19 protein-coding genes are annotated in these 19,043 nt (G+C 69.6%); 11 read left to right on the top strand and 8 right to left on the bottom strand.

Translation table 11 applies throughout. The features are described from left to right. The first annotated feature begins 435 nt into the window (after positions 1–435). Positions 436–1,125 carry a transcriptional repressor LexA gene (lexA, locus tag DYZ02_RS00285; RefSeq protein WP_115684483.1) on the top strand — a complete coding sequence of 230 codons (690 nt, stop codon included), beginning with the start codon at positions 436–438 and terminating at the stop codon, positions 1,123–1,125. A gap of 142 nt (positions 1,126–1,267) precedes the next feature. After that, positions 1,268–2,053: a DeoR/GlpR family DNA-binding transcription regulator gene (locus DYZ02_RS00280; RefSeq protein ID WP_115684482.1), complete on the top strand. Its 786-nt coding sequence runs from the start codon at positions 1,268–1,270 to the stop codon at positions 2,051–2,053. Here DYZ02_RS00280 and DYZ02_RS00275 read toward each other — a convergent pair. Together DYZ02_RS00275 and hflX are read right to left on the bottom strand one after the other, a co-directional pair. Next, positions 2,050–3,348: a uracil-xanthine permease family protein gene (locus DYZ02_RS00275; RefSeq protein WP_115684481.1), complete on the bottom strand. Its 1,299-nt coding sequence runs from the start codon at positions 3,346–3,348 to the stop codon at positions 2,050–2,052. The two genes, DYZ02_RS00280 and DYZ02_RS00275, sit on opposite strands and share 4 nt — an antisense overlap. A gap of 47 nt (positions 3,349–3,395) precedes the next feature. Continuing rightward, entirely contained in the window at positions 3,396–4,940 is a 1,545-nt protein-coding gene (hflX, locus tag DYZ02_RS00270) for a GTPase HflX (protein WP_115684480.1), read from the bottom strand. 140 nt (positions 4,941–5,080) lie between these two features. On the opposite strand from hflX, the gene DYZ02_RS00265 reads away from it, so the two are divergent. Together DYZ02_RS00265 and DYZ02_RS00260 are read left to right on the top strand one after the other, a co-directional pair. Further along, the gene (locus tag DYZ02_RS00265) at positions 5,081–5,830 is read left to right on the top strand and encodes a hypothetical protein (protein ID WP_115684479.1); all 750 of its coding nucleotides are present in this window, start codon (positions 5,081–5,083) and stop codon (positions 5,828–5,830) included. A 47-nt stretch (positions 5,831–5,877) separates the two neighbouring features. Then, positions 5,878–6,411: a hypothetical protein gene (locus DYZ02_RS00260; RefSeq protein ID WP_115684478.1), complete on the top strand. Its 534-nt coding sequence runs from the start codon at positions 5,878–5,880 to the stop codon at positions 6,409–6,411. Here the strand turns inward: DYZ02_RS00260 and dapF are convergent. From dapF to DYZ02_RS00245, 3 genes are read right to left on the bottom strand one after another with little or no spacing between them, the layout of a single operon-like run. Next, a complete protein-coding gene (gene dapF, locus DYZ02_RS00255) occupies positions 6,408–7,283 on the bottom strand; it encodes a diaminopimelate epimerase (protein WP_115684477.1) in 876 nt (291 codons plus the stop codon). The two genes, DYZ02_RS00260 and dapF, sit on opposite strands and share 4 nt — an antisense overlap. Next, the gene (miaA, locus tag DYZ02_RS00250) at positions 7,280–8,188 is read right to left on the bottom strand and encodes a tRNA (adenosine(37)-N6)-dimethylallyltransferase MiaA (RefSeq protein ID WP_115684476.1); all 909 of its coding nucleotides are present in this window, start codon (positions 8,186–8,188) and stop codon (positions 7,280–7,282) included. Before miaA ends, dapF begins: the two co-directional genes overlap by 4 nt. Beyond that, positions 8,185–8,781: a hypothetical protein gene (locus DYZ02_RS00245; protein ID WP_245945506.1), complete on the bottom strand. Its 597-nt coding sequence runs from the start codon at positions 8,779–8,781 to the stop codon at positions 8,185–8,187. Before DYZ02_RS00245 ends, miaA begins: the two co-directional genes overlap by 4 nt. 186 nt (positions 8,782–8,967) lie before the next feature. On the opposite strand from DYZ02_RS00245, the gene DYZ02_RS00240 reads away from it, so the two are divergent. From DYZ02_RS00240 to DYZ02_RS00230, 3 genes are all read left to right on the top strand, one after another. After that, positions 8,968–10,341: a DUF349 domain-containing protein gene (locus DYZ02_RS00240; RefSeq protein ID WP_115684475.1), complete on the top strand. Its 1,374-nt coding sequence runs from the start codon at positions 8,968–8,970 to the stop codon at positions 10,339–10,341. Between the two features lies 1 nt (position 10,342). Next, positions 10,343–11,380, top strand: coding sequence for a GNAT family N-acetyltransferase (locus tag DYZ02_RS00235; RefSeq protein WP_115684474.1), 1,038 nt, complete (start codon positions 10,343–10,345; stop codon positions 11,378–11,380). A gap of 84 nt (positions 11,381–11,464) precedes the next feature. Beyond that, entirely contained in the window at positions 11,465–11,869 is a 405-nt protein-coding gene (locus DYZ02_RS00230) for a hypothetical protein (protein WP_115684473.1), read from the top strand. 3 nt (positions 11,870–11,872) lie between these two features. On the opposite strand, the gene DYZ02_RS00225 is transcribed toward DYZ02_RS00230, so the two are convergent. From DYZ02_RS00225 to miaB, 3 genes are all read right to left on the bottom strand, one after another. Beyond that, complete coding sequence (locus tag DYZ02_RS00225; RefSeq protein ID WP_115684472.1) at positions 11,873–13,162, bottom strand: metallophosphoesterase family protein; 1,290 nt, start codon at positions 13,160–13,162, stop codon at positions 11,873–11,875. A 127-nt stretch (positions 13,163–13,289) separates the two neighbouring features. Further along, positions 13,290–13,922: an Rv2732c family membrane protein gene (locus tag DYZ02_RS00220; RefSeq protein ID WP_115684471.1), complete on the bottom strand. Its 633-nt coding sequence runs from the start codon at positions 13,920–13,922 to the stop codon at positions 13,290–13,292. A gap of 44 nt (positions 13,923–13,966) precedes the next feature. Next, positions 13,967–15,523, bottom strand: coding sequence for a tRNA (N6-isopentenyl adenosine(37)-C2)-methylthiotransferase MiaB (gene miaB / locus DYZ02_RS00215; protein WP_281268955.1), 1,557 nt, complete (start codon positions 15,521–15,523; stop codon positions 13,967–13,969). Between the two features lie 170 nt (positions 15,524–15,693). Between miaB and gluA the strand changes: the two genes are divergently transcribed. From gluA to DYZ02_RS00195, 4 genes are all read left to right on the top strand, one after another. After that, a complete protein-coding gene (gene gluA / locus DYZ02_RS00210; protein ID WP_181896963.1) occupies positions 15,694–16,422 on the top strand; it encodes a glutamate ABC transporter ATP-binding protein GluA in 729 nt (242 codons plus the stop codon). Between the two features lie 64 nt (positions 16,423–16,486). Beyond that, positions 16,487–17,353, top strand: a complete 867-nt coding sequence (locus DYZ02_RS00205; RefSeq protein ID WP_115684468.1) for a glutamate ABC transporter substrate-binding protein — start codon at positions 16,487–16,489, stop codon at positions 17,351–17,353. 39 nt (positions 17,354–17,392) lie between these two features. Further along, positions 17,393–18,079 carry an amino acid ABC transporter permease gene (locus DYZ02_RS00200; protein WP_115684467.1) on the top strand — a complete coding sequence of 229 codons (687 nt, stop codon included), beginning with the start codon at positions 17,393–17,395 and terminating at the stop codon, positions 18,077–18,079. Continuing rightward, positions 18,079–19,017: an amino acid ABC transporter permease gene (locus DYZ02_RS00195; RefSeq protein ID WP_115684466.1), complete on the top strand. Its 939-nt coding sequence runs from the start codon at positions 18,079–18,081 to the stop codon at positions 19,015–19,017. Before DYZ02_RS00200 ends, DYZ02_RS00195 begins: the two co-directional genes overlap by 1 nt. The last annotated feature ends 26 nt before the right edge of the window (positions 19,018–19,043 follow it).

The raw sequence follows: 19,043 nt of genomic DNA, 5'->3' as shown, positions 1-19,043 counted from the left end.
TCGGCGTTCGAACGTCTACTCGTTCGATTACTGTCGCCGAGGGACCGCACGCTGGCGGCCGCCGGAGCGTCGGAAATTACGGAGGGAAGGTCCCACACGACAGCGGGGGGAACACTGGCGGGCCGGGAAGTGCGTGCAGCGTTTCCGGCGTAGCGGGGGGTTGCGGTCATGGTCATGGCGGTTCTCCTTTGTTGTTTCACGTTCAGCCTAGAAAGACGCTCGACACGAGTCGAACATGATCGTCCAGGTGTTCGACTCTCGCCGTTGTGTTCGATTTATAGCACTGCCCCGAACGCTTGTCCAGGCATTCGCCCGAAATCTCGAACATGTTTGCCACATCTGCTACCGTGGTGAACAAACGAATGGCCCGCTAACCAACCCCGCTAATCAACCTCGGTAACCAACAACGCCCGGCACACCCACGGAGGAGACACCATGGCCCGCAAGAAAGATGACCCTAAGGCGCTCGATCCGAGCGTTCTGTCCGACCGCCAGCGACGCATTCTCGAGGTGATCCGCGACGCGGTGGTGCTGCGCGGCTACCCGCCGAGCATCCGCGAGATCGGCGACGCCGCCGGGCTGCAGTCCACCTCTTCGGTGGCGTATCAACTCAAGGAGCTCGAAAAGAAGGGCTTCCTGCGGCGAGATCCGAACAAGCCCCGCGCGGTGGACCTGCGTCACCTCCCCGACTCCACGCCCGCGAGGTCGAAGAAGTCCCCCGTCCCGGCTGAGGTCTCAGAGGATGCCTCCCCCGCCCGCTACGTGCCCGTTGTGGGCCAGATCGCCGCCGGCTCCCCCATCCTCGCCGAGCAAAACGTCGACAGCTACCTGCCGCTGCCCGAGGAGCTTCTCGGCGACGGCGAGCTGTTCATGCTGCAGGTCGTCGGCGAGTCCATGCGCGACGCCGGCATCCTCGACGGAGACTGGGTGGTCGTCCGCTCGCAGCCGGTGGCCGAGGAGGGGGAGTTCGTCGCCGCCCTGCTCGACGGCGAAGCGACCGTCAAGGAGTTCCACCGCGACGCAACCGGCGTGTGGCTGCTCCCCCACAACGACGCCTTCTCCCCCATCAAGGGCGACGAGGCCCAGATCATGGGGCGCGTCGTTTCCGTTTTCCGCACCCTCTGATCGGGCCCGGGATACTTGAACGCCCGTCCCCCGACCGGGGGTGTGCTCCTCCCGAAGACGCATCGCGCGCCACGGCTCTGAAACAATGGGTGCGGTGCGGGTCCGCCCCGCCGATTGTCACCCAGGCCCCGGAGGTTAACGCTTGTACGCAGAGGAACGTCGCCGACAGATCGCGTCGTTGACCGCCGTGGAAGGCCGGGTCAGCGTGACTGAGCTCGCCCAGCGATTCGATGTCACGGCCGAGACAATCAGGCGAGACCTCGCGGTGCTGAGCAACGAAGGAATCGTTCACCGCGTCCACGGTGGCGCGGTGGCCAGCCAGTCATTCCTCACCGCCGAGATGCCTCTCGACGCCCGCTACCGCTCCGCCTCCGGGGCGAAAAGCGCGATCGCCCACGCGGCGCTGCGCTACCTCCCGGACGCCCCCGGTTCCGGAATCTTCCTCGACGCCGGTTCGACCATCAGCAACCTTGCGAGCCTCCTGCTCGACGACCCCCGGGCCGGGTCGTGGTCGATCGTGACCCGCTCGCTGCCCATCGCGCTCGAGCTCTCGGGCGGCGGACTGACCAACGTCCACCTCCTCGGCGGCACGGTCCGGGCGCTGTCGCAGGCGGTGGTGGGCGACACCCCGCTGCGGGCCCTCGCGCTGATGAGCGCGGACGTAGCCTTCATCGGAACCAACGCCCTGACGGTCGACCACGGCCTCTCCTCGGCCGACCCGCAGGAAGCGGCGGTCAAGGCGTCGATGGTGGCGAACGCTCGCACGGTGGTCGTGCTGTGCGACTCGACGAAGCTGGGCACCGACTTCCTGGTCAGCTTCGCCTCCCTCGATGACATCGACGTCCTCATCATCGACGGCGACGCCCCCGCCTCGATCCTCGCCGAATTCGAGAGCCGGGGGGTCGAAGTTGTGGTCGTCGAGGACTAGCCGACCCGGCTGCGGAACCCGTCGTAGCTGCCCTCACCGAGCGCGGTGTAGGCCCAGCGCATGAGCGGGTAGATCACGATGACGCCGACGGAGCCCAGCGCGATGCCCTCGAGCTGGACGCTGCCGATGGTCAGGGAGAGGTTGCCGATGCCCACGATGAGCGCCACCGCCGCAGCCGTGAGGTTCGCGGGGTTGGTGAAGTCGACCCTGTTGTCCTGCCAGATCCTCACACCGAGCATCCCGATCAGGCCGTAGAGGACCAGGCACGCCCCGCCGAGGACTCCGACGGGGATGGTGAAGATGATCGCGCCGAACTTCGGGATGAAGGCGAGCAGGATGGCGAAACCAGCGGCCACCCAGTAGGCCGCGGTGGAATAGGCCTTCGTGGCTGCCATGACGCCGATGTTCTCGGCGTAGGTGGTGGTGCCGGAGCCACCGAAGCATCCGGCCAGACCGGTCGCGATACCGTCGCCGATCAGGGCGCGCCCCTGGTAAGCGTCGAGATCCGTGCCCGTCATCTCCCCGACAGCCTTGACGTGCCCGACATTTTCGGCGATGAGCACCACGAGGACAGGCAGCGTGACCAGGATCGCGGAGAGGTGAAACTGCGCGGTGTGGAGCGGGGGAAGGCCGACCCAGGGGGTCGCTGCGATCTGCTCGAGGGCGCCTTCGGCGAGCCCGCCCGTCAGCGCCGCCGTGACCCAGCCGACGACGACGCCGATGAGGATGCTTAGGCGCGAAACCATGCCGCGCGTCGCCACCCCGAGGACGAGGATCGTGGCCAGGGTGACCAGGCCGATGAGGGGCTGGCTCTCAAAGTTGGCCACCGCCGTGGGGGCGAGGTTGAAGCCGATCAACGCTACGATGGCGCCGGTGACCACCGGAGGCATCACAGCGTCGATGACCCGGCGGCCCATGGCGTTGACGAGCAGGCCGACGAGGATCAGCGTCACGCCCGTCAGCACCACGCCACCGAGCTGCGCCGCCACGCCGTACTGCTGCGAGGCCGTCAGCGGGGCGATGAAGGCGAAGGAGGAGCCCAGGTAGGAGGGCACCTTATTGCGCGTCAGCAGCAGGAAGATGATCGTGCCCAGGCCGGAGAACAGGAGCGTCGTGTTTACCGGAAAATGCGTCAGGGTCGGGACGAGAAGCGTCGCCCCGAACATCGCCACGACGTGCTGCATACCGATTCCGATGGTGCGCGGCCAGCTCAGCCTCTCCCCGGGTGCGACGACGGCCCCGGGCTGTACGTTTCGACCGTCTCCGTGGACGGTCCAGCCAATGAATGTGCTCACGGGCCCCCATTATCGCCCGGGGCCGCCGGGCAGGGTTAATCGACCGGTCAGGAGATGACGTACTCGGCGTATTGGTCGGCGATGACTTGCGGCAGGCGGACGTCGATAAGCGTGCCCTCGGACTCGTAGGACTCGGAGCGCACCGTGCCCTCCTCGTGGAGGCGGCTGATGATGTCGCCGCGGGTGAAGGGCACGAGCATCTGCACGTGGGCGTCGATCGTGTTGAGGAACATCTCGATCTTGCCCTCGAGCTCTGCGATGCCCTCGCCGGTGAGCGCGGAGACGAAGACGACGTCGTGGCCGGTGCGGTCGAAGGCGTGGCGCAGCTCCGCGAGCACGAGCGGGTCGGCCTGGTCGATCTTGTTCACCACGACGATCTCCGGCGGGATGGTCTCGCCGGAGTCGCGAATGACATCGGCGAAGACCTTGTTCACCGCCTCGATCTGCTTCAGCGGGAAGGGGTCGGAGCCGTCGACGACGTGCAGGAGCAGGTCGGCGTGGGTGACCTCCTCCAGCGTCGACTTGAAGGCCTCGACGAGCTGGGTGGGCAGGTGGCGAACGAAGCCGACGGTGTCGGTGAGCACGACGCTGCGGCCGTCGGCGAGCTGGGCGCGGCGTGTCGAGGGGTCGAGGGTGGCGAAGAGGGCGTCCTCGACGAGCACGCCCGCGTTCGTCATCGCGTTGATGAGGGAGGACTTGCCCGCGTTGGTGTAGCCGGCAATCGCGATCTTGGGGGTGGTCGAGCGCTGCCGCTTGGCCCGCTTGATCTCGCGGGCGGTCTTCATGTCGCGCAGCTCGTGGCGCAGCTTGGCCATGTCGGTGCGCAGGCGGCGGCGGTCCGCCTCGATGCGGGTCTCGCCCGGGCCGCGCAGGCCCACGCCGCCGTTGGAGCCGGCCCGGCCGCCGGCCTGGCGCGAGAGCTGTCCGCCCCAGCCGCGGGTGCGGGTGTAGAGGTACTCCATCTGCGCGAGGCTGACCTGCGCCTTGCCCTCCTTGCTCTTCGCGTGCTGGGCGAAGATGTCGAGGATGAGCATGGTGCGGTCGATCACCTTCGTGTTCAGCGCCTCCTCCAGCGCGACCATCTGGCCCGGGGAGAGCTCGCCATCGAAGACGACGGTGTCGGCGCCTGTGGCGGTGACGATCTCCTTGAGCTCCTTGACCTTGCCGGAGCCGATGTAGGTGCCCGGGTCCGGCCGGTCGCGCTTCTGGTAGAGCAGGTCGATGACCTGGGCGCCGGCCGTCTCGGCGAGGGCGGCGAGCTCGTTCATGTTCGCCTCGACCTCGGCGGTCGTTCCCTCTGTCCACACCCCGACGAGGATGACCTGCTCGAGACGCAGCTTGCGGTACTCGACCTCGTAGCCGTCCTGGGTGTCTTCGGATCGCAGCTCGGTGTCGCGGGTGACGCGCCGGAAGGCGTTGCGCTCCTCCAAGTCGAGGGCGCCCACCGTGGGTTCGGCGCCGCGCTGGCGGGAGGCCGGCTGCGGGTCGTTGTGGCGGAACGCCTGGCGGAGGAGCTCGTCGTGCGTGGCCTCGTCTGTGCCGGCGGCGGCGAAGGGGCGGACGCGTTTGGGCTGGAAAGAAGATTGAGTCATTAAATCCTTAGTGTACGAGAGTGCGCGCGTAAATTCCCTATACAGCGCGCGTTTACCTTTCTCAGCAACGCGCCCGGGCCCGGTTTTCTTCCCGCGCGCGGATTCAGCCGCCGGGCGATGGCGGACTAGAATGATCCACCATGAGCGAAACAGTCATCACCGACCTGTCCAGCATCGGCCTCGGCTTCGACAGGTGGCAGGACGCGGTGGAAGCGGCGATCGCCACCAACCGCCTCGCCGTCACTGGCGAGGTGCGCGGCGGCCAGCTGATCCAGTACGCGGATCCCTCCGGCGCCCAGCTGAACATCCTCGCCGTCGAGCCCTTCGCCACCTTTGCGGGCTTCGAGGCCTCGACGCGCACCTACGCGCACATCTCCATGCTCAACGACGTCGTCGCGCTCGCCGACATCGTCGACCCGCACGGCAACACCATCACCTCGGTCACCCTCAACCTCGCCCAGGGCCCGTTGCTTGTCGACGGCCCCACCCTGCAGTGGCAGGAACTCGCCGTGACCGCCCTGGGCCTGAACGTGACCACCTACGCGAGCGCCGAGGAGTTTCACGCCCACCGTCCGGACACGCTCGGCGAGGTCCGCTCCGCCGGCGCCGAGGCCGTCGCCTCGGGCGCCGCGGTCGCCCCGGACGCGGGCGCTGAGTTCTCGGCCCGCGTCCTCGAGGCCGAGTACCGCACCAGCGAGCTGACGGGCGGGCGCTTCATCCACGTCTCGGTGGACGGCGCCTTCCCCTTCGAGGTGTGTCTGCCGGACGGCGAGCTGCCCGAGCGCAACAACGTCATCGCGGGCACCGCAGTGCTCGCGGGCTCCATCCCCGCCCCGGTCGGCGGCGGGTGCGGCGGCTGCGGCGATGCGTGCGGCTGCGGGGGCCACTAGGCTTTCGGCAACGCCGGTACGCCGACACCACAGGAGGGGGTGAGAGGGTGGATTCGTCCAGGAGGGACCTCGCGCGAGCCCTCATCGCGGCCGCGCTCATCGCGGCCGTCATCGTGCTGATCATCACGCTCAAGGGGCCGGGCCTGGTGCTCTCGGTCGTGCTCGTGGGGGCGGCGACGGTCTACGTCCGGCGGATCCTCGGCGACCCGGAGACGTCTTCCCTGCGGGCGTCGCTGGCCATCGCACGCGACGACATCTCGGACGTCCTCGCCCAGTACGACACCCTCCTGCACGGGCTGACTACCGAGGCGGTGGCGGAGCGCACCCTGCACTACCCCGCCCTCGCCGACCCGGGTACCACGAACCCGGTCATCCAGGACTTCCAGCTGCGCGCCGCGGCGGCGCGGCGCTTCGTCTCCAGGGTCGACACGCGCTTGGCTGACGGCGACCTGGACCGCGCCCAGCTCGAGCGCCTCATCGCCATCGCCGACGAGCGCGCGCTCGCGCTGGCGTCGTCCTGGCGCGAGGCGCGCCGCGCCGCGAAGGAGCTCGGCCCGGGCTACGGGCTCGGCGGCGCCTAAGCCCGGCGGGTGTCCCCCGGCGCGGAGGAGAACGCGGCCAGGTCCACCTCGCCTCGGGCCACGATGCGCGACGGGCCGGTCATGACGGCCTCCCCCGCGTTGATGTCCACCCGCACGGCGCCGCCGGGGACGTGGACCTTCACGGTCCCGTTTTCGATTCCGGCGTCGGCAAGCGCGGCGCGCGCCGCTGCGACGGTTCCGGTGCCGCAGGAGCGGGTCTCCCCCACCCCGCGCTCCCAGACGCGCATGTGCACGCTGCCCGCGTCGAGCTCGGTGAGGATCTCCACGTTGACACCCGCGGGGAAGAAGTCACGGTCGAAGACCGGCTGGCTCAGCTCGAGCGCGCGGAGGTCGTCGGCGCTCAGGCCGGGGATCACGGCGGCGAGGTGGGGGTTGCCCACGTCGACGCCCAGGCCGGCGAAGTCGAAGTCGCCCATCCGCGCCGTGGACACGCCGGTGACCTCGACCGGGCCCATGCCCACGCGCACAGAGGCCTCGCGCGGGGTGTGCTCGAGCACCGCTACCTGCTTCACGCCCGCGCGGGTGCCCACCTCGAACTCGTCGTGGCTGATCAGACCCTCGGCGCGCAGCACGTGGGCGAAGACGCGCACGCCGTTGCCGCACATCTCGGCGATTGAGCCGTCCGCGTTGCGGTAGTCCATGAACCAGCGCCCCTCGCGCTCGACGACGCGCAGCAGCCCGTCGCCGCCGATGCCCGCGCGGCGGTCGCACAGGCCCGCCACGATCTCCTCGGTGAGGTTCAGCTCGTCGCGGGGGTCGGGGATGATGACGAAGTCGTTTTCGGTGCCGTGCCCCTTGAGAAAGGCAACGGGCGCGGGTGTGGTGTCGGAAGGCTTTGCGGCGGAAGTCACGCGAGCGAGTCTAGCGCGCGAAGAGCGCCATCGACGTCCGCCTCGGCGGCCGGGAGCCACGTGATGCGCGCGTCGCGGTTGAACCAGGAGCGCTGGCGGCGCACGTAGCGGCGCGTGCCCGCGATCGTCTGCTCCACGGCCTCGTCCCGGCTCAGCTCGCCACGCAGCATGGCGAGCACCTGCGCGTAGCCGATCGCGCGCCCGGCCGTGGAGTCCGCGCGCAGCCCCTGGCCCACGAGCCCCTCGACCTCCTCGACGAGCCCCTGGGCGAACATGAGCTCGGCGCGCCGGGCGATTCGCGGGTTGAGCCACTCCGCCTCCGTGCGCAGCCCGAGGATGCGGGTGCCCCACCGCGGCGGGGCGTCCTTCGGCGGCTGGGAGGCCTGGAAGGGTTTGCCTGTCAGCTCGATGACCTCCAGGGCGCGGACCGTGCGGCGCGGGTCCTTGTCCTCGATCACCCGCGCGGCCTCCGGGTCGACCGTGGCCAGGTGGGCGTGGAGGGCATCGACGCCGACGTCGTTCAGGCGCGCCTCCCACCGGGCGCGCACGGCGGGGTCGGTCGGGGGAAAGCTCCAGGCGTCGATAAGCGACTGCACGTAGAGCATCGACCCGCCGACGAGCACGGGGACCTTGCCGCGCGCGGCGATTTCCTCGACCGTCTCGACGGCGCGCGCCTGGTACTCGGCCACCGATGCCGTGTGCGTGACCGGCCAGATGTCGAGGAGGTGGTGCGGGATCCCCCCGCGCTCGGACACGGGGAGCTTGGCGGTGCCGATGTCCATGCCGCGGTAGAGCTGCATCGAGTCGACGTTGACGATCTCCCCGCCGAGCTCGCGGGCAAGGGCGATGCCGAGGGCGGACTTGCCGGAGGCCGTCGGCCCGACGACGGCGACGGGCGCGATCATGCGCGCACCTCCCACGCCGCGACGTAGGAGCCGACTCCGAGGGAGCCGTCGGAGTCGATGAGCTCCGCGCGGACCACGTCGAGCGCGGCGAGCTCGCCCCAGAGGGAGGGCTCGATGACCCCCGCCGCGCCAAGCTTGTCGACGTCCACCCGGCCGCGGCCGGCGAGAAACTCCTGCAACGCGGCGTGCGCCTCGCGCGCCCCCTCCACCAGCGACAGCGGGGCGCGGGGCGTCAGGCCGGCGGGCCCGTCCACGACCACGACGGTGAGCAGCTCGGGGTCGAGCGGGGCGACGTGCTCGCGGGAGGAAGCCACGTCGAGCGCCCCACCCAGCGCGTAGCGCGCCACGAGCTCGGGCAGGTGCCTACCTCCGCCGACCTCGACCTGCGGGGCTCCCCACGCAGCGAAGGAGCCCTCGTGGCCGGTGCGCCAGCGTTCGTCGCGGCTGCCCACGATCTCGGCGCGGGCGAACCCCGCGCCGCCGACGTATTCGCGCACCGCAGCGAGCAACTGCCGGCCGGGCAGGTGCGACGGGGCGAGCTCGGGCACCAGGGCCGGCGAGCCGGGCATGATGAGCAGGCGGGGGTTCGTCACGGCCTCAACACTAGCTGCACGCCACGGTCCCGCGGCCCAGTGCCCGCCCGCGATGCCCCATACGCCTGACAGGGCGCGATGCCGGTCGGTAATATCTGGCACACGTGCGGGCGCGCGTCCAACGCGCCCCGCCCTGGCAGCCGTGACGCGCGGCACCGTACCAGCAAGGCCCGAAAGGACGACACCATGACTCAGCCCCCCACCCCGGGTAACACCCCGAAGCCCTCACCAGCGGCGATGGCGAAACGCACGCCCAAGCCGGGAGCCCGGCCGGGTTCGGCTGACCAGCAGCACACCACCCCGTCGCCCGTCCCGGCCGCACCGCTGGCCGCCCCCGTCATCGCCTCCGACCCGTCGAAGTTCGGCCGCGTCGCAGAGGACGGCACCGTCTACGTCACCCGCGGCGGCGTGGAGCGCGAGATCGGCTCGTGGCAGGCGGGCAGCCCGGCGGAGGGCCTGGCCCACTACGGCCAGCGCTTCGACGACCTCGCCACCGAGGTCGGCCTGCTGGAGACCCGCCTCGCCGCCCACCCCGAGGACGCGGCGCAGCTGCGAACCCAGGCGGAGACCCTGAAGGGATCCCTGGACACCCAGGCGGTCATCGGCGACCTCGACGCCCTGGAGGCCCGCCTCGACGCGATCATCAACCACTCCGAGGAGGCCAGCCAGCGCGCGAAGGAGGCCAAGGCCGAGCGTCGCGCCCGGGCCATCGCGCGCAAGGAGGAGCTCGCCGCCGAGGCCGAGGACCTGGCCGAGAACTCCACCGAGTGGAAGAAGGCCGGCGACCGCATCCGCGCCATCCTGGACGAGTGGCGCACTATCCGCGGCATCGACCGCACCACCGACGACGCGCTGTGGAAGCGCTACTCCCGCGCCCGCGACGCCTTCAACCGCCGCCGCGGCTCCCACTTCGCCGAGCTCGACCGCAATCGCGCCTCCGCCCGCCGGGCGAAGGAGGACCTGGTGCAGCGCGCGGAGGCGCTGAAGGACTCCACTGACTGGAACGAGACCGCCCGCGCCTACCGGGACCTGATGAGCGAGTGGAAGGCCGCGGGCCGCGCGCCGCGCGACGTGGACGACAAGCTGTGGGCCCAGTTCCGCGCCGCGCAGGACCACTTCTTCGAGGCCCGCAACGCCGTGCACGCCGAGCGCGACCGCGAATTCGAGGCCAACGCGCAGGCCAAGGACGCGCTCATCGCCGAGTACGACGCCCTCATCGACCCCGCCAAGGGTCTCGGCGCGGCGAAGTCGAAGCTGCGCGAGCTGCAGGACAAGTGGGAGGAGATCGGCTTCGTGCCGCGCGGCAAGGTGCGCGAGTACGAGGACAAGATCGGCGCCATCGAGAAGCGCGTGGCGGACGCGGAGGAGTCCCGCTGGCGCGCCTCCGACCCGGCGGCGCAGGACAAGGTCAACCAGTTCCAGGTCAAGGCGGACGACCTGACCCGCCAGGCCGAGGCCGCCGAGGCGAAGGGCGCGACCGCCAAGGCCGCCGAGCTGCGCGCCCAGGCCGCCCAGTGGCAGGAGTTCGCCGACGTGGCCGCGAAGGCGGTCAACGGCTAGCGTGCTGACTCCCCTCATCCTCGGCAGCGCTGACACCGACGATGCCCGGGAGGCGGTCGCTGCGTACGTCTTTTCGGCCACGCTCGCGATCCAGGACATTACGGGGCTGGCGTCCTCCGGGGTGACCGCCTCGCACGTCGCCAAGCGTCTCGAGGGCTCCGCCGAATCGCGCTCCCACCTCTTCGCGCTGTCCTCGCGCACCGCTCCCCGCCCCCTCGGAGAGCTGGGCTACCCCGAGCTGACGGCGGAAGACCTGCTCGACACCGAGGCCTGGGTATTCGTCTCCCTCCCGCTGCTCGAGGACCTGGGCGTCATCGAGGCGCACGTCACCCTCGACGCGGCCATCGCCCCACTGCCCGGCGAGACCGTTCCCCCGGCCCCGTGGGAATCCGCGCTATCGCTTCTCGACGCCCTCTCCACTGCCCTCGGCAGACCCATCCGCCAGGTGTGGGTCACCGGTCGCGCCCCTTCCAGCCTGGCCGAATTCGGCTACACGCCGGCGTTCACCGAGGTCCAGGCGGTATTCGACGTCCCCGAACTACCCGCGGGACCGTGCGACGTTGTCGCGGACTTGGCATTTGCCCCCGCCGACCTCGCAGGGCTGCGCGGCGTTCTCACCTCCTCCTCGCGCGACTACCCCCGCGGCGAGCTCGCCATGGACACCGTGGAGTGGGACGAGGCGCGGCTCCGCGACGCCGGGGCGCGCCTGCTCGACCGCGGCGGCGCCCAGCTCACGGCGCTGGCCCGCGACTGCGGCGGCCGCGTGGTGGGCATGGCCGAGGTGGTCCACTACGACTCCGACGCCGAGAATCTCTGCGAGCTTGGCCTCATCTACGTTCTCCCCGACCAGCGCCGCCGGGGCCACGGCGCGCGGATGATCCGTTCGGCTCTCGGCGCTGCGCGCGAGCGCTGGCCGAAGGTCGATACCGCGTACCTTTCCTACCCCGCCGGGGATCCAGCTGCGGAGGCCGTGGCAGCCTCCCTCGGAGCGCGCGAAGTGTCCACGACGACGGCGTGGCAGAGGACGGGGCCTTCCTGAGCCGACGATCGCGCGGCGCATCTCGCGCGCCTGCACCCGATCACACCTGCAGACATAGTTTTGCCGCGTGTACAATCTCGGCGCATGGACGGCTTCCTCCCGCTCGCCCGCCGCTACCTGCTCTTCCAGGCGGGATTGGTGGCCCTCTACGTAGTCTCCGGGTTCAACTCCAGCAGGTTCGCCCTGCGCGTCTCGCTCGGGATCGCGATCGCCCTGGGCGTCGCCGCAATCCTCACCAGCCTGGCGCTTCTCGGCGCCGTCGCGGCCCGAAAGGCGTGGCGAAGGGCCGCCGCTCTGCCCTTGGTGCTCAGCGCGCTGCTCATCGCCACCGGGTGGGGCTTCGGCATCGCGGGCTGGGCGGAGGAGTTCGCCGCCAACGACGAGCTCCCCATCATCAACATCGGGATCTTCCTCGCGCCCCTCGGGCTCATCCTCGGTTTTCCGGCTGCGGTGTCGCTCCCGGAACGCCCCTCCACCGAGAAGGACTAGAGCCTAGACCCGCGGCAGTGTGACGTAGTCCGGTAGGGGCAGTGGGGCGTCGATAGGCTGCTTGGCAGGGTTCATGTCCACGCCCAGGTCCTTGGCAAAGATGAGACGGGTGGACTCGTAGACGCGCGGGGAGTTCTCGTTGAGCTCGAAGACGCGAGCGCCGCGCAGGGTGTTTTGCGTCCACGTGCCGTCGTTGAGGCCGTAGGGGGCGAAACCCGTGCCCGGGCAGTAGCCGAGCTCGACGCCGAAGTAGTCGCCCTTGTAGCTGTTGATGTGGTCGTGCCCGCAGTAGATGCCGAGCACGTCCCCGCGATCGCGCACCGCCGCGTAGATGCCGGAGTTGAAGGAACCGTAGTAGATGTCCTCGTTTTTCACCCCGTCGATGCCGAAGGTGGTCTTCGCCTTGAGGTGGTTGATCTCGTCGTGGTTGGCGGGCCCGCCGTACCACATGTCGCGGTGCTCGTAGGTGGGAATGTGGAAGTACATCAGGCCCGGGACCGTGCGTCCGAAGCGCTGCTCGGCCTCGCGCGACGCGGCGAGGTACCAGTCGATCTGGGCGGGGCGGATGTAGTCGTAGTGCGGCACGTCGTCGTTGTTCTGCACAGGGTCAGCCCCGGGCAGGTAGTTGCCCGAGTCAAGCAGCCAGATCGCGAACTTGGCGACGTCCCTCTCGCGCGACCCCGCGATGAGCAGCTGCGCGTCCGAGTGGCCGAAGGGGCGTTCCCCGGCGGGCGGGTTGAGGTTGTGCTTGTACTGGCGCACGAAGTCCGCCATGTGACGCTCGTACACCCCGGTCCCGGCTGCCTCCACGGAGTCCTCGTCGTGGTTGCCGAAGGTGATCGCCCAGGGCACCTGGCGGTCCTCCATCGGGCGCACGACGTTGTTGAGCGCCTGGAAGACCTCCTCGGCAGTGGTGGGGCCGTCGGTGATGACGTCGCCGTTGATCAGGGCGAAGTCCGGCTTCTCCTGGTCGAGGACCTTACCCATGAACTCGATGGTCCGCCTGTCCGTCAGGTGGTCGTCCTGCGTGTCGTTGAACTGGACGATGGTGAAGCGGCCTTCCGCGTTGAAGGACAGCGGCATCCCCGCCGGTGTCGGCGCGGTGCCCGGGGCGGTGGAGGAGGACTCGACGATGGAGCTCATCCCCGGCAGGGATGACGAAGAGGACTGCGCCCGCGCCGGGCCCGCCAGCCCCGCCACCGCCGCTGCGGCGGCCGCCGCGCCGCCGCCCCGCAGGATTGCCCTGCGCGACAGGCGGCGGTGGTCGTTGGTACGGGGCTGTTCGGGGTTCATCGGGGTCCTTTCGTCGCCGGCCGTCGGCCGTTGTCCGGTTGAGTGACGATGCGGACCTTATCCCGCCCGGGTGGACGGCGGGCTAACTGAGCGTGAACCCTTGCCTACTGCCCCGCCGGGGCCTCCACTACTCGTGGCGGCGGTGCCTCTCGGCGGCGCGGGCCCGGCGGTCGTCGACAAGCAGGGGGTTGTCCTCCCCGCGCGAGATCGCGGCGCTCGCCTGCGCCCTGGCGACGTCGTCGTACTGGTCCGCGTTGCGCAGCCGCTCGGCGAGCTCCCTCTGCGCGGGCGTGCGCCGAACGACGACGGGGATGTAGGCGAACACCGCCACCGCCACCGCCGCAATCGCCAGGTAGATACCGGGGCCGTGGTGCAGCCCGGCGTCGTAGGTCGCGCTCGAGCGGCGCAGCCACACCGCGAGCAGCGAGAGGATGAGGGCGATCGTCGTGGCCATCCACCCGGGGGCGGCGAGCGCGAAGCGCTTCGTTGCCACCACCAGGGAGGTGAGCACCGCGAGGCCGAGGAAGCTGAACCAGACGAAGAGGTGCTCGGTGACCTTCACCTGCGCCTGCCGCGAGGCCTCGCCCGGCACCAGGACCTGCCAGCCGCTCGCGTCGGCCGCAAACGGCAGGAACAGCGCGACGAGGTACGCGACTACACAGCCCAGCAGCACCCAGCGCGACGTGCCGAGGTCGACGCTTTTCGACGCCTCACGCTCCTGCCGCGCCAGGTCCTGCGCGCTTTCCTTCTCTTCCGCCATCTCCGGACCTCCAGTCTTTCCCGGGTACAACGCTGGCCCCGACTCTAGCCCCGCGTGCTGCAGCAGGCTGAATCCGCCGCCGGGGCGGCGGGCGGCCGGCCCACGGTGGGCAGGCCCAGGCCGACGCCGACGGGCGCAGTGGTGGGCACGGTTCCGGCGGCGGAGTTGTCCCCCGCCTTCGTGCGCCGGTGGCTGATCACCCCGGCGTCGGCGATGAGGTAGTGCGGCTTCGAGTCCGTCACCGTCACCCGGACGACGTCGCCGGGGCGGATCTCCCCGTGCAGGTTGCCCTCGGCGCGGAAGTGTACGAGCCGGCCGTCGCGGGCGCGGCCGGACATGCGGTGGGTCTCGTCGTTCTTCCGCCCGCCGCCGGCCTGGACGAGGAGCTCCTGCTCCGTGCCAACCAGCTTGGCGTTCTCCTCGGCGCTGATGCGCTCCTGCAGCGCGAGCAGGCGCTCGAAGCGCTCCTGGACGACATCCTTGGGCAGCTGCTCATCCATCTCGGCGGCCGGGGTGCCCGGGCGCGGCGAGTACTGGAAGGTGAACGCCGAGGTGAACCGGGCCTTCTCCACCACGTCGAGGGTTGCCTGGAAGTCCTCCTCGGTCTCGCCGGGGAAGCCGACGATGATGTCGGTGGTGATCGCGGCGTGCGGCAGCTTCTCGCGCACCTCGTCGAGGATGGCCAGGAACTTCTTCGAGCGGTACGACCGGCGCATTTCCTTGAGCACGCGGTCGGAGCCGGACTGCAGCGGCATGTGCAGCTGCGGGCACACGTTGGGGGTCTCCGCCATCGCGTCGATGACGTCCGAGGTGAACTCCGCGGGGTGCGGCGAGGTGAAGCGCACCCGCTCGAGCCCCTCGATCTGCCCGCAGGCGCGCAGCAGCTTGGAGAAGGCGGAGCGGTCGCGCTCCAGGTCTTCGTCGACGAAGTTGACCCCGTAGGCGTTGACGTTCTGGCCCAGGAGCGTCACCTCGCTCACGCCCTGGTCCACCAGCGCCTGCACCTCGGCGAGGATGTCGCCGGGGCGGCGGTCCTGTTCCTTGCCGCGCAGGCTCGGCACGATGCAGAACGTGCAGGTGTTGTTGCAGCCCACGGAGATGGACACCCACCCGGCGTAGGAGGACTCGCGCTTGGCGGGCAGCACCGAGGGGAAGACCTCGAGCGCCTCGACGATCTCCACCTGCGCCTCGTCGTTGACGCGGGCGCGCTCCAAAAGCGCGGGCAGGGCCGAGATGTTGTGGGTGCCGAAGACCGCATCCACCCACGGCGCCTTCTCCACCACCGTGTCCCGGTCCTTCTGGGCCAGGCAGCCGCCGACGGCGATCTGCATGCCGGGGTGGCGGCCCTTCGTGTGCTTGAGCTGGCCCAGCGAGCCGTACAGGCGCTGGTCCGCGTTGTCGCGCACCGCGCAGGTGTTGAAGACCACCAGGTCGGGCTCGGCGCCCTCGGCGGCCGCGACGTAGCCCGCCTCCTCGAGCAGGCCGGAGAGGCGCTCGGAGTCGTGGACGTTCATCTGGCAGCCGAAGGTGCGCACCTCGTAGGTGCGGGCCGGAGTGGCGTCGTCAAGCGTGCGTTCCCGCGTGGAAAGTTGCTCTGTCACGGTGGCCCAGTCTATCGCTGGCCCGGGTGTAGTCCTAACTGCGCAAAGCCACCCCCTCGCGCGCGCTGTCCAGCACCTTTAGAGCGTCCTGCAAAATATCTGGGCGTTCCCATGAATTACATCACAGGCACCGTGTAAGAGTTAGATTCATGACACAGGCGTCTGAACCCATGATCCGCATCGCAGGCGTGGACAAGTACTTCGGCGACTTCCACGCCCTGAAAGACATCAACCTCGACGTGCCTCGCGGCCAGGTCGTCGTTGTGCTCGGCCCCTCCGGATCCGGCAAGTCCACCCTGTGTCGCACGATCAACCGCCTCGAAACCATCGAGAAGGGTTCGATCGAGATCGACGGCAAGCGCCTGCCCGAGGAGGGCCGGGAGCTGGCCAAGCTGCGCGCCGACGTCGGCATGGTGTTCCAGCAGTTCAACCTGTTCCCGCACCTGACCATCCGCGACAACGTCACGCTCGGGCCGGTGAAGGTGCGCAAGATGTCCAAGGCGGACGCCGAGCGCCGCGCGAACGAGCTGCTCGAGCGCGTCGGCATCGCCAACCAGGCGGACAAGTACCCCGCCCAGCTCTCGGGTGGCCAGCAGCAGCGCGTCGCCATCGCGCGGGCGCTGGCCATGGAGCCCAAGGTCATGCTTTTCGACGAACCCACCTCCGCCCTGGACCCCGAGATGGTCGGCGAGGTGCTCGACGTGATGACCGAGCTCGCCCGTTCCGGCATGACCATGGTCGTGGTGACCCACGAGATGGGCTTCGCCCACAAGGTCGCCGACCGGATCCTGTTCATGGCCGACGGGGAGATCGTCGAGGACTCCGACCCCCAGACCTTCTTCAGCGCCCCGGCCTCCGAGCGCGCCCGGGATTTCCTGGGCAAGATCCTGCCCCACTAGTTTTCCCGCCGCGTTTTCCAGACCAGCCCCCAGATAGCTCAACCCCCAGTAAAAGGAGACAACGATGAACCGCACCTTCCGCTCCCTCGCCTCCGCCGCAGCCGCCGTGCTCGCCGCAACCACCCTCGCCGCCTGCGGCGGCGGGGAGACCGGCGGCGACGGGCTGCTCGCCCAGATCGAGGCCGGCCAGGTCACCCTCGGCACCAAGTACGACCAGCCGGGCCTCGGCCTGCGCGAGGGCGACGGCTCCATGTCTGGCCTCGACGTCGACGTTCTGACCTACGTGGTCAACTCCATCGCCGACGACAAGGGCTGGGAGCACCCGGAGATCACCTGGCGCGAGACCCCGTCCGCTCAGCGCGAGACCCTGATCCAGAACGGGGAGGTCGCCGCGATCGGCGCCACGTACTCCATCAACAAGTCCCGCGCCGAGGCCGTCAGCTTCGGCGGGCCGTACCTGCTCACCCACCAGGGCCTGCTGGTCCGCTCCGACGAGTCGGGCATCAAGGGCCTCGACGATCTCGACGGACGCATCCTCTGCTCGGTGACCGGCTCGACCCCGGCCCAGAAGGTCAAGGACGCCCTGCCCGGCGTCCAGCTGCAGGAGTACGACACCTACTCCTCCTGCGTCGAGGCGCTGCGCAACGGCAACGTCGACGCCCTGACCACAGACGCAACGATCCTCGGCGGCTACTCCGCCCAGTCCCCCGGCGACTTCACCGTCGTCGAGCTGGAGAAGGACGGCGCGCCCTTCACCAACGAGCACTACGGCATCGGCGTGACCAAGGATGACTCCGAGGCCGTCGACGCCATCAACAAGGCGCTCGAGGCGATGTACTCCGACGGCTCCTTCCAGAAGTTCGTCGACGAGAACCTCGAGGGCGGCGTCGGCGTCTCCGAGGACAAGCCGGGCGACCTGTCCTTCCTCTAGAACCCCGGCACACGCCCCACACCCGAAGGAGAACCCGCGATGGACGCCCTCTGGGCCGACCTGCTACCCAAGCTCTGGCCGGCTTTCTTCACCACGATCAAGCTGACGGTCTATTCCGCCCTAGGCTCGATGATCCTCGGCACGATCCTCACGGCCATGCGGGTCTCCCCCGTCGGCGTCCTGCGCGGGCTGGCCACCTTCTACATCGAGACGGTGCGCAACACCCCGCTCACCCTCGTGGTCCTGTTCTGCTCCTTCGGGCTCTACCAGAACCTCGGCCTCCAGCTGGCCAGCCGCGACTCCAGCACCTTCATCGCGGACCAGAACTTCCGCCTGGCGGTGCTCGGCTTCATCCTCTACACCTCGTGCTTCGTGGCGGAATCGCTTCGCAGCGGCATCAACACCGTCCACTTCGGACAGGCCGAGGCCGCCCGCTCGCTGGGCCTGAGCTTCGGCCAGATCTTCTCCCTGGTCATCTTCCCGCAGGCGCTGCGCGCGGCCATCGTCCCGCTGGGCAACACCCTCATCGCCCTGACGAAGAACACGACGGTCGCCTCCGTCATCGGCGTCGCCGAGGCCTCGCTGCTGATGAAGTCGACCATCGAGTTCCACGCCAGCCAGCTCTTCGTCATCTTCGGCGTCTTCGCTCTCGGCTTCATCATCCTCACCCTGCCCATGGGCCTCGCCCTCGGCTGGGCCTCCGAGCGTCTGGCGGTGAGGCGCTAATGTCCGTTCGAGCAACAGTGCTTTACGACGCCCCCGGCCCCCGCGCTGTCCGTCGCAACCGCATCTACACCGCGCTGGCCCTCGTCGTGCTCGCGCTGGCCGCCTGGTGGGTGCTGGCCCGACTGGCCGACAACGGCCAGCTCACCGCCGAGAAGTGGCAGCCCTTCCTCGATTCCCGCACCTGGCGCACCTACATCCTGCCGGGCCTGTGGGGCACCTTGAAGGCCGCCCTGCTCAGCATCCTCTTCGCGCTCGTGTTCGGCGTTGTCTTCGGGCTGGGGCGCCTCGCCGAATTCCGCGTGGTGCGCTGGGCCTGCGGAGTGATCATCGAGTTCTTCCGCGCCATCCCGGTGCTGATGCTGATGATCTTCCTCTACCAGTTCTTCGCCGTCTTCAAGGTGGTGCCGCCGCGAGGCCTGGCGTTCTGGGCGGTCGTCGTGGCGCTCACGCTCTACAATGGCGCCGTCATCGCGGAGATTCTGCGCGCCGGGATCCGCTCGCTGCCCCGCGGCCAGACCGAGGCCGCCCAGGCCCTGGGCCTGACGCACTCGCAGACCCTGTGGAGGATTCTCCTGCCGCAGTCGGTCGCCGCGATGCTGCCGGCGCTGATCGCGCAGATCGTCATCGCCCTGAAGGACTCCGCCCTGGGCTACCAGATCGGCTACGTGGAGGTTGTCCGCTCGGGCACGCAGGTGGCCTCGGCGAACAAGAACTACATCCCCTCGCTCATCGTGGTGGCGCTGATCATGATCCTGATCAACTACGCCCTGACGCGGCTCGCGGTGCGCGTCGAGGCCCAGCTGCGGGCCGGGCGCGCGCGGCGCAACCCCTTCGCCAAGGTCCCCGTGGCGGCCCACCAGGGCCTGGACACGAAGGACAACGCCACGGTGGACTGGCACACGCCGGGCTACGTCAAGATCGACAACCCCGACGAGTAGCGGGGACAGGGGCCGGCACAGCGCCG

It is taken from the genome of Corynebacterium senegalense, from assembly GCF_900411315.1.
In the GTDB taxonomy this organism is placed as follows: Bacteria; Actinomycetota; Actinomycetes; order Mycobacteriales; family Mycobacteriaceae; genus Corynebacterium; species Corynebacterium senegalense.
This window is presented reverse-complemented; position numbering and strand designations above follow the sequence as displayed.

Bases quoted from the DNA above. Each gene is read 5' to 3' on its own strand.
- DYZ02_RS00225 (WP_115684472.1), bottom strand. From the start codon at position 13,162: ATGAACCCCGAACAGCCCCGTACCAACGACCACCGCCGCCTGTCGCGC.
- DYZ02_RS00195 (WP_115684466.1), top strand. From the start codon at position 18,079: ATGTCCGTTCGAGCAACAGTGCTTTACGACGCCCCCGGCCCCCGCGCT.
- DYZ02_RS00220 (WP_115684471.1), bottom strand. From the start codon at position 13,922: ATGGCGGAAGAGAAGGAAAGCGCGCAGGACCTGGCGCGGCAGGAGCGT.
- miaA (WP_115684476.1), bottom strand. From the start codon at position 8,188: ATGATCGCGCCCGTCGCCGTCGTCGGGCCGACGGCCTCCGGCAAGTCC.
- DYZ02_RS00240 (WP_115684475.1), top strand. From the start codon at position 8,968: ATGACTCAGCCCCCCACCCCGGGTAACACCCCGAAGCCCTCACCAGCG.
- gluA (WP_181896963.1), top strand. From the start codon at position 15,694: ATGATCCGCATCGCAGGCGTGGACAAGTACTTCGGCGACTTCCACGCC.
- DYZ02_RS00265 (WP_115684479.1), top strand. From the start codon at position 5,081: ATGAGCGAAACAGTCATCACCGACCTGTCCAGCATCGGCCTCGGCTTC.
- DYZ02_RS00200 (WP_115684467.1), top strand. From the start codon at position 17,393: ATGGACGCCCTCTGGGCCGACCTGCTACCCAAGCTCTGGCCGGCTTTC.
- DYZ02_RS00230 (WP_115684473.1), top strand. From the start codon at position 11,465: ATGGACGGCTTCCTCCCGCTCGCCCGCCGCTACCTGCTCTTCCAGGCG.
- lexA (WP_115684483.1), top strand. From the start codon at position 436: ATGGCCCGCAAGAAAGATGACCCTAAGGCGCTCGATCCGAGCGTTCTG.
- hflX (WP_115684480.1), bottom strand. From the start codon at position 4,940: ATGACTCAATCTTCTTTCCAGCCCAAACGCGTCCGCCCCTTCGCCGCC.
- DYZ02_RS00205 (WP_115684468.1), top strand. From the start codon at position 16,487: ATGAACCGCACCTTCCGCTCCCTCGCCTCCGCCGCAGCCGCCGTGCTC.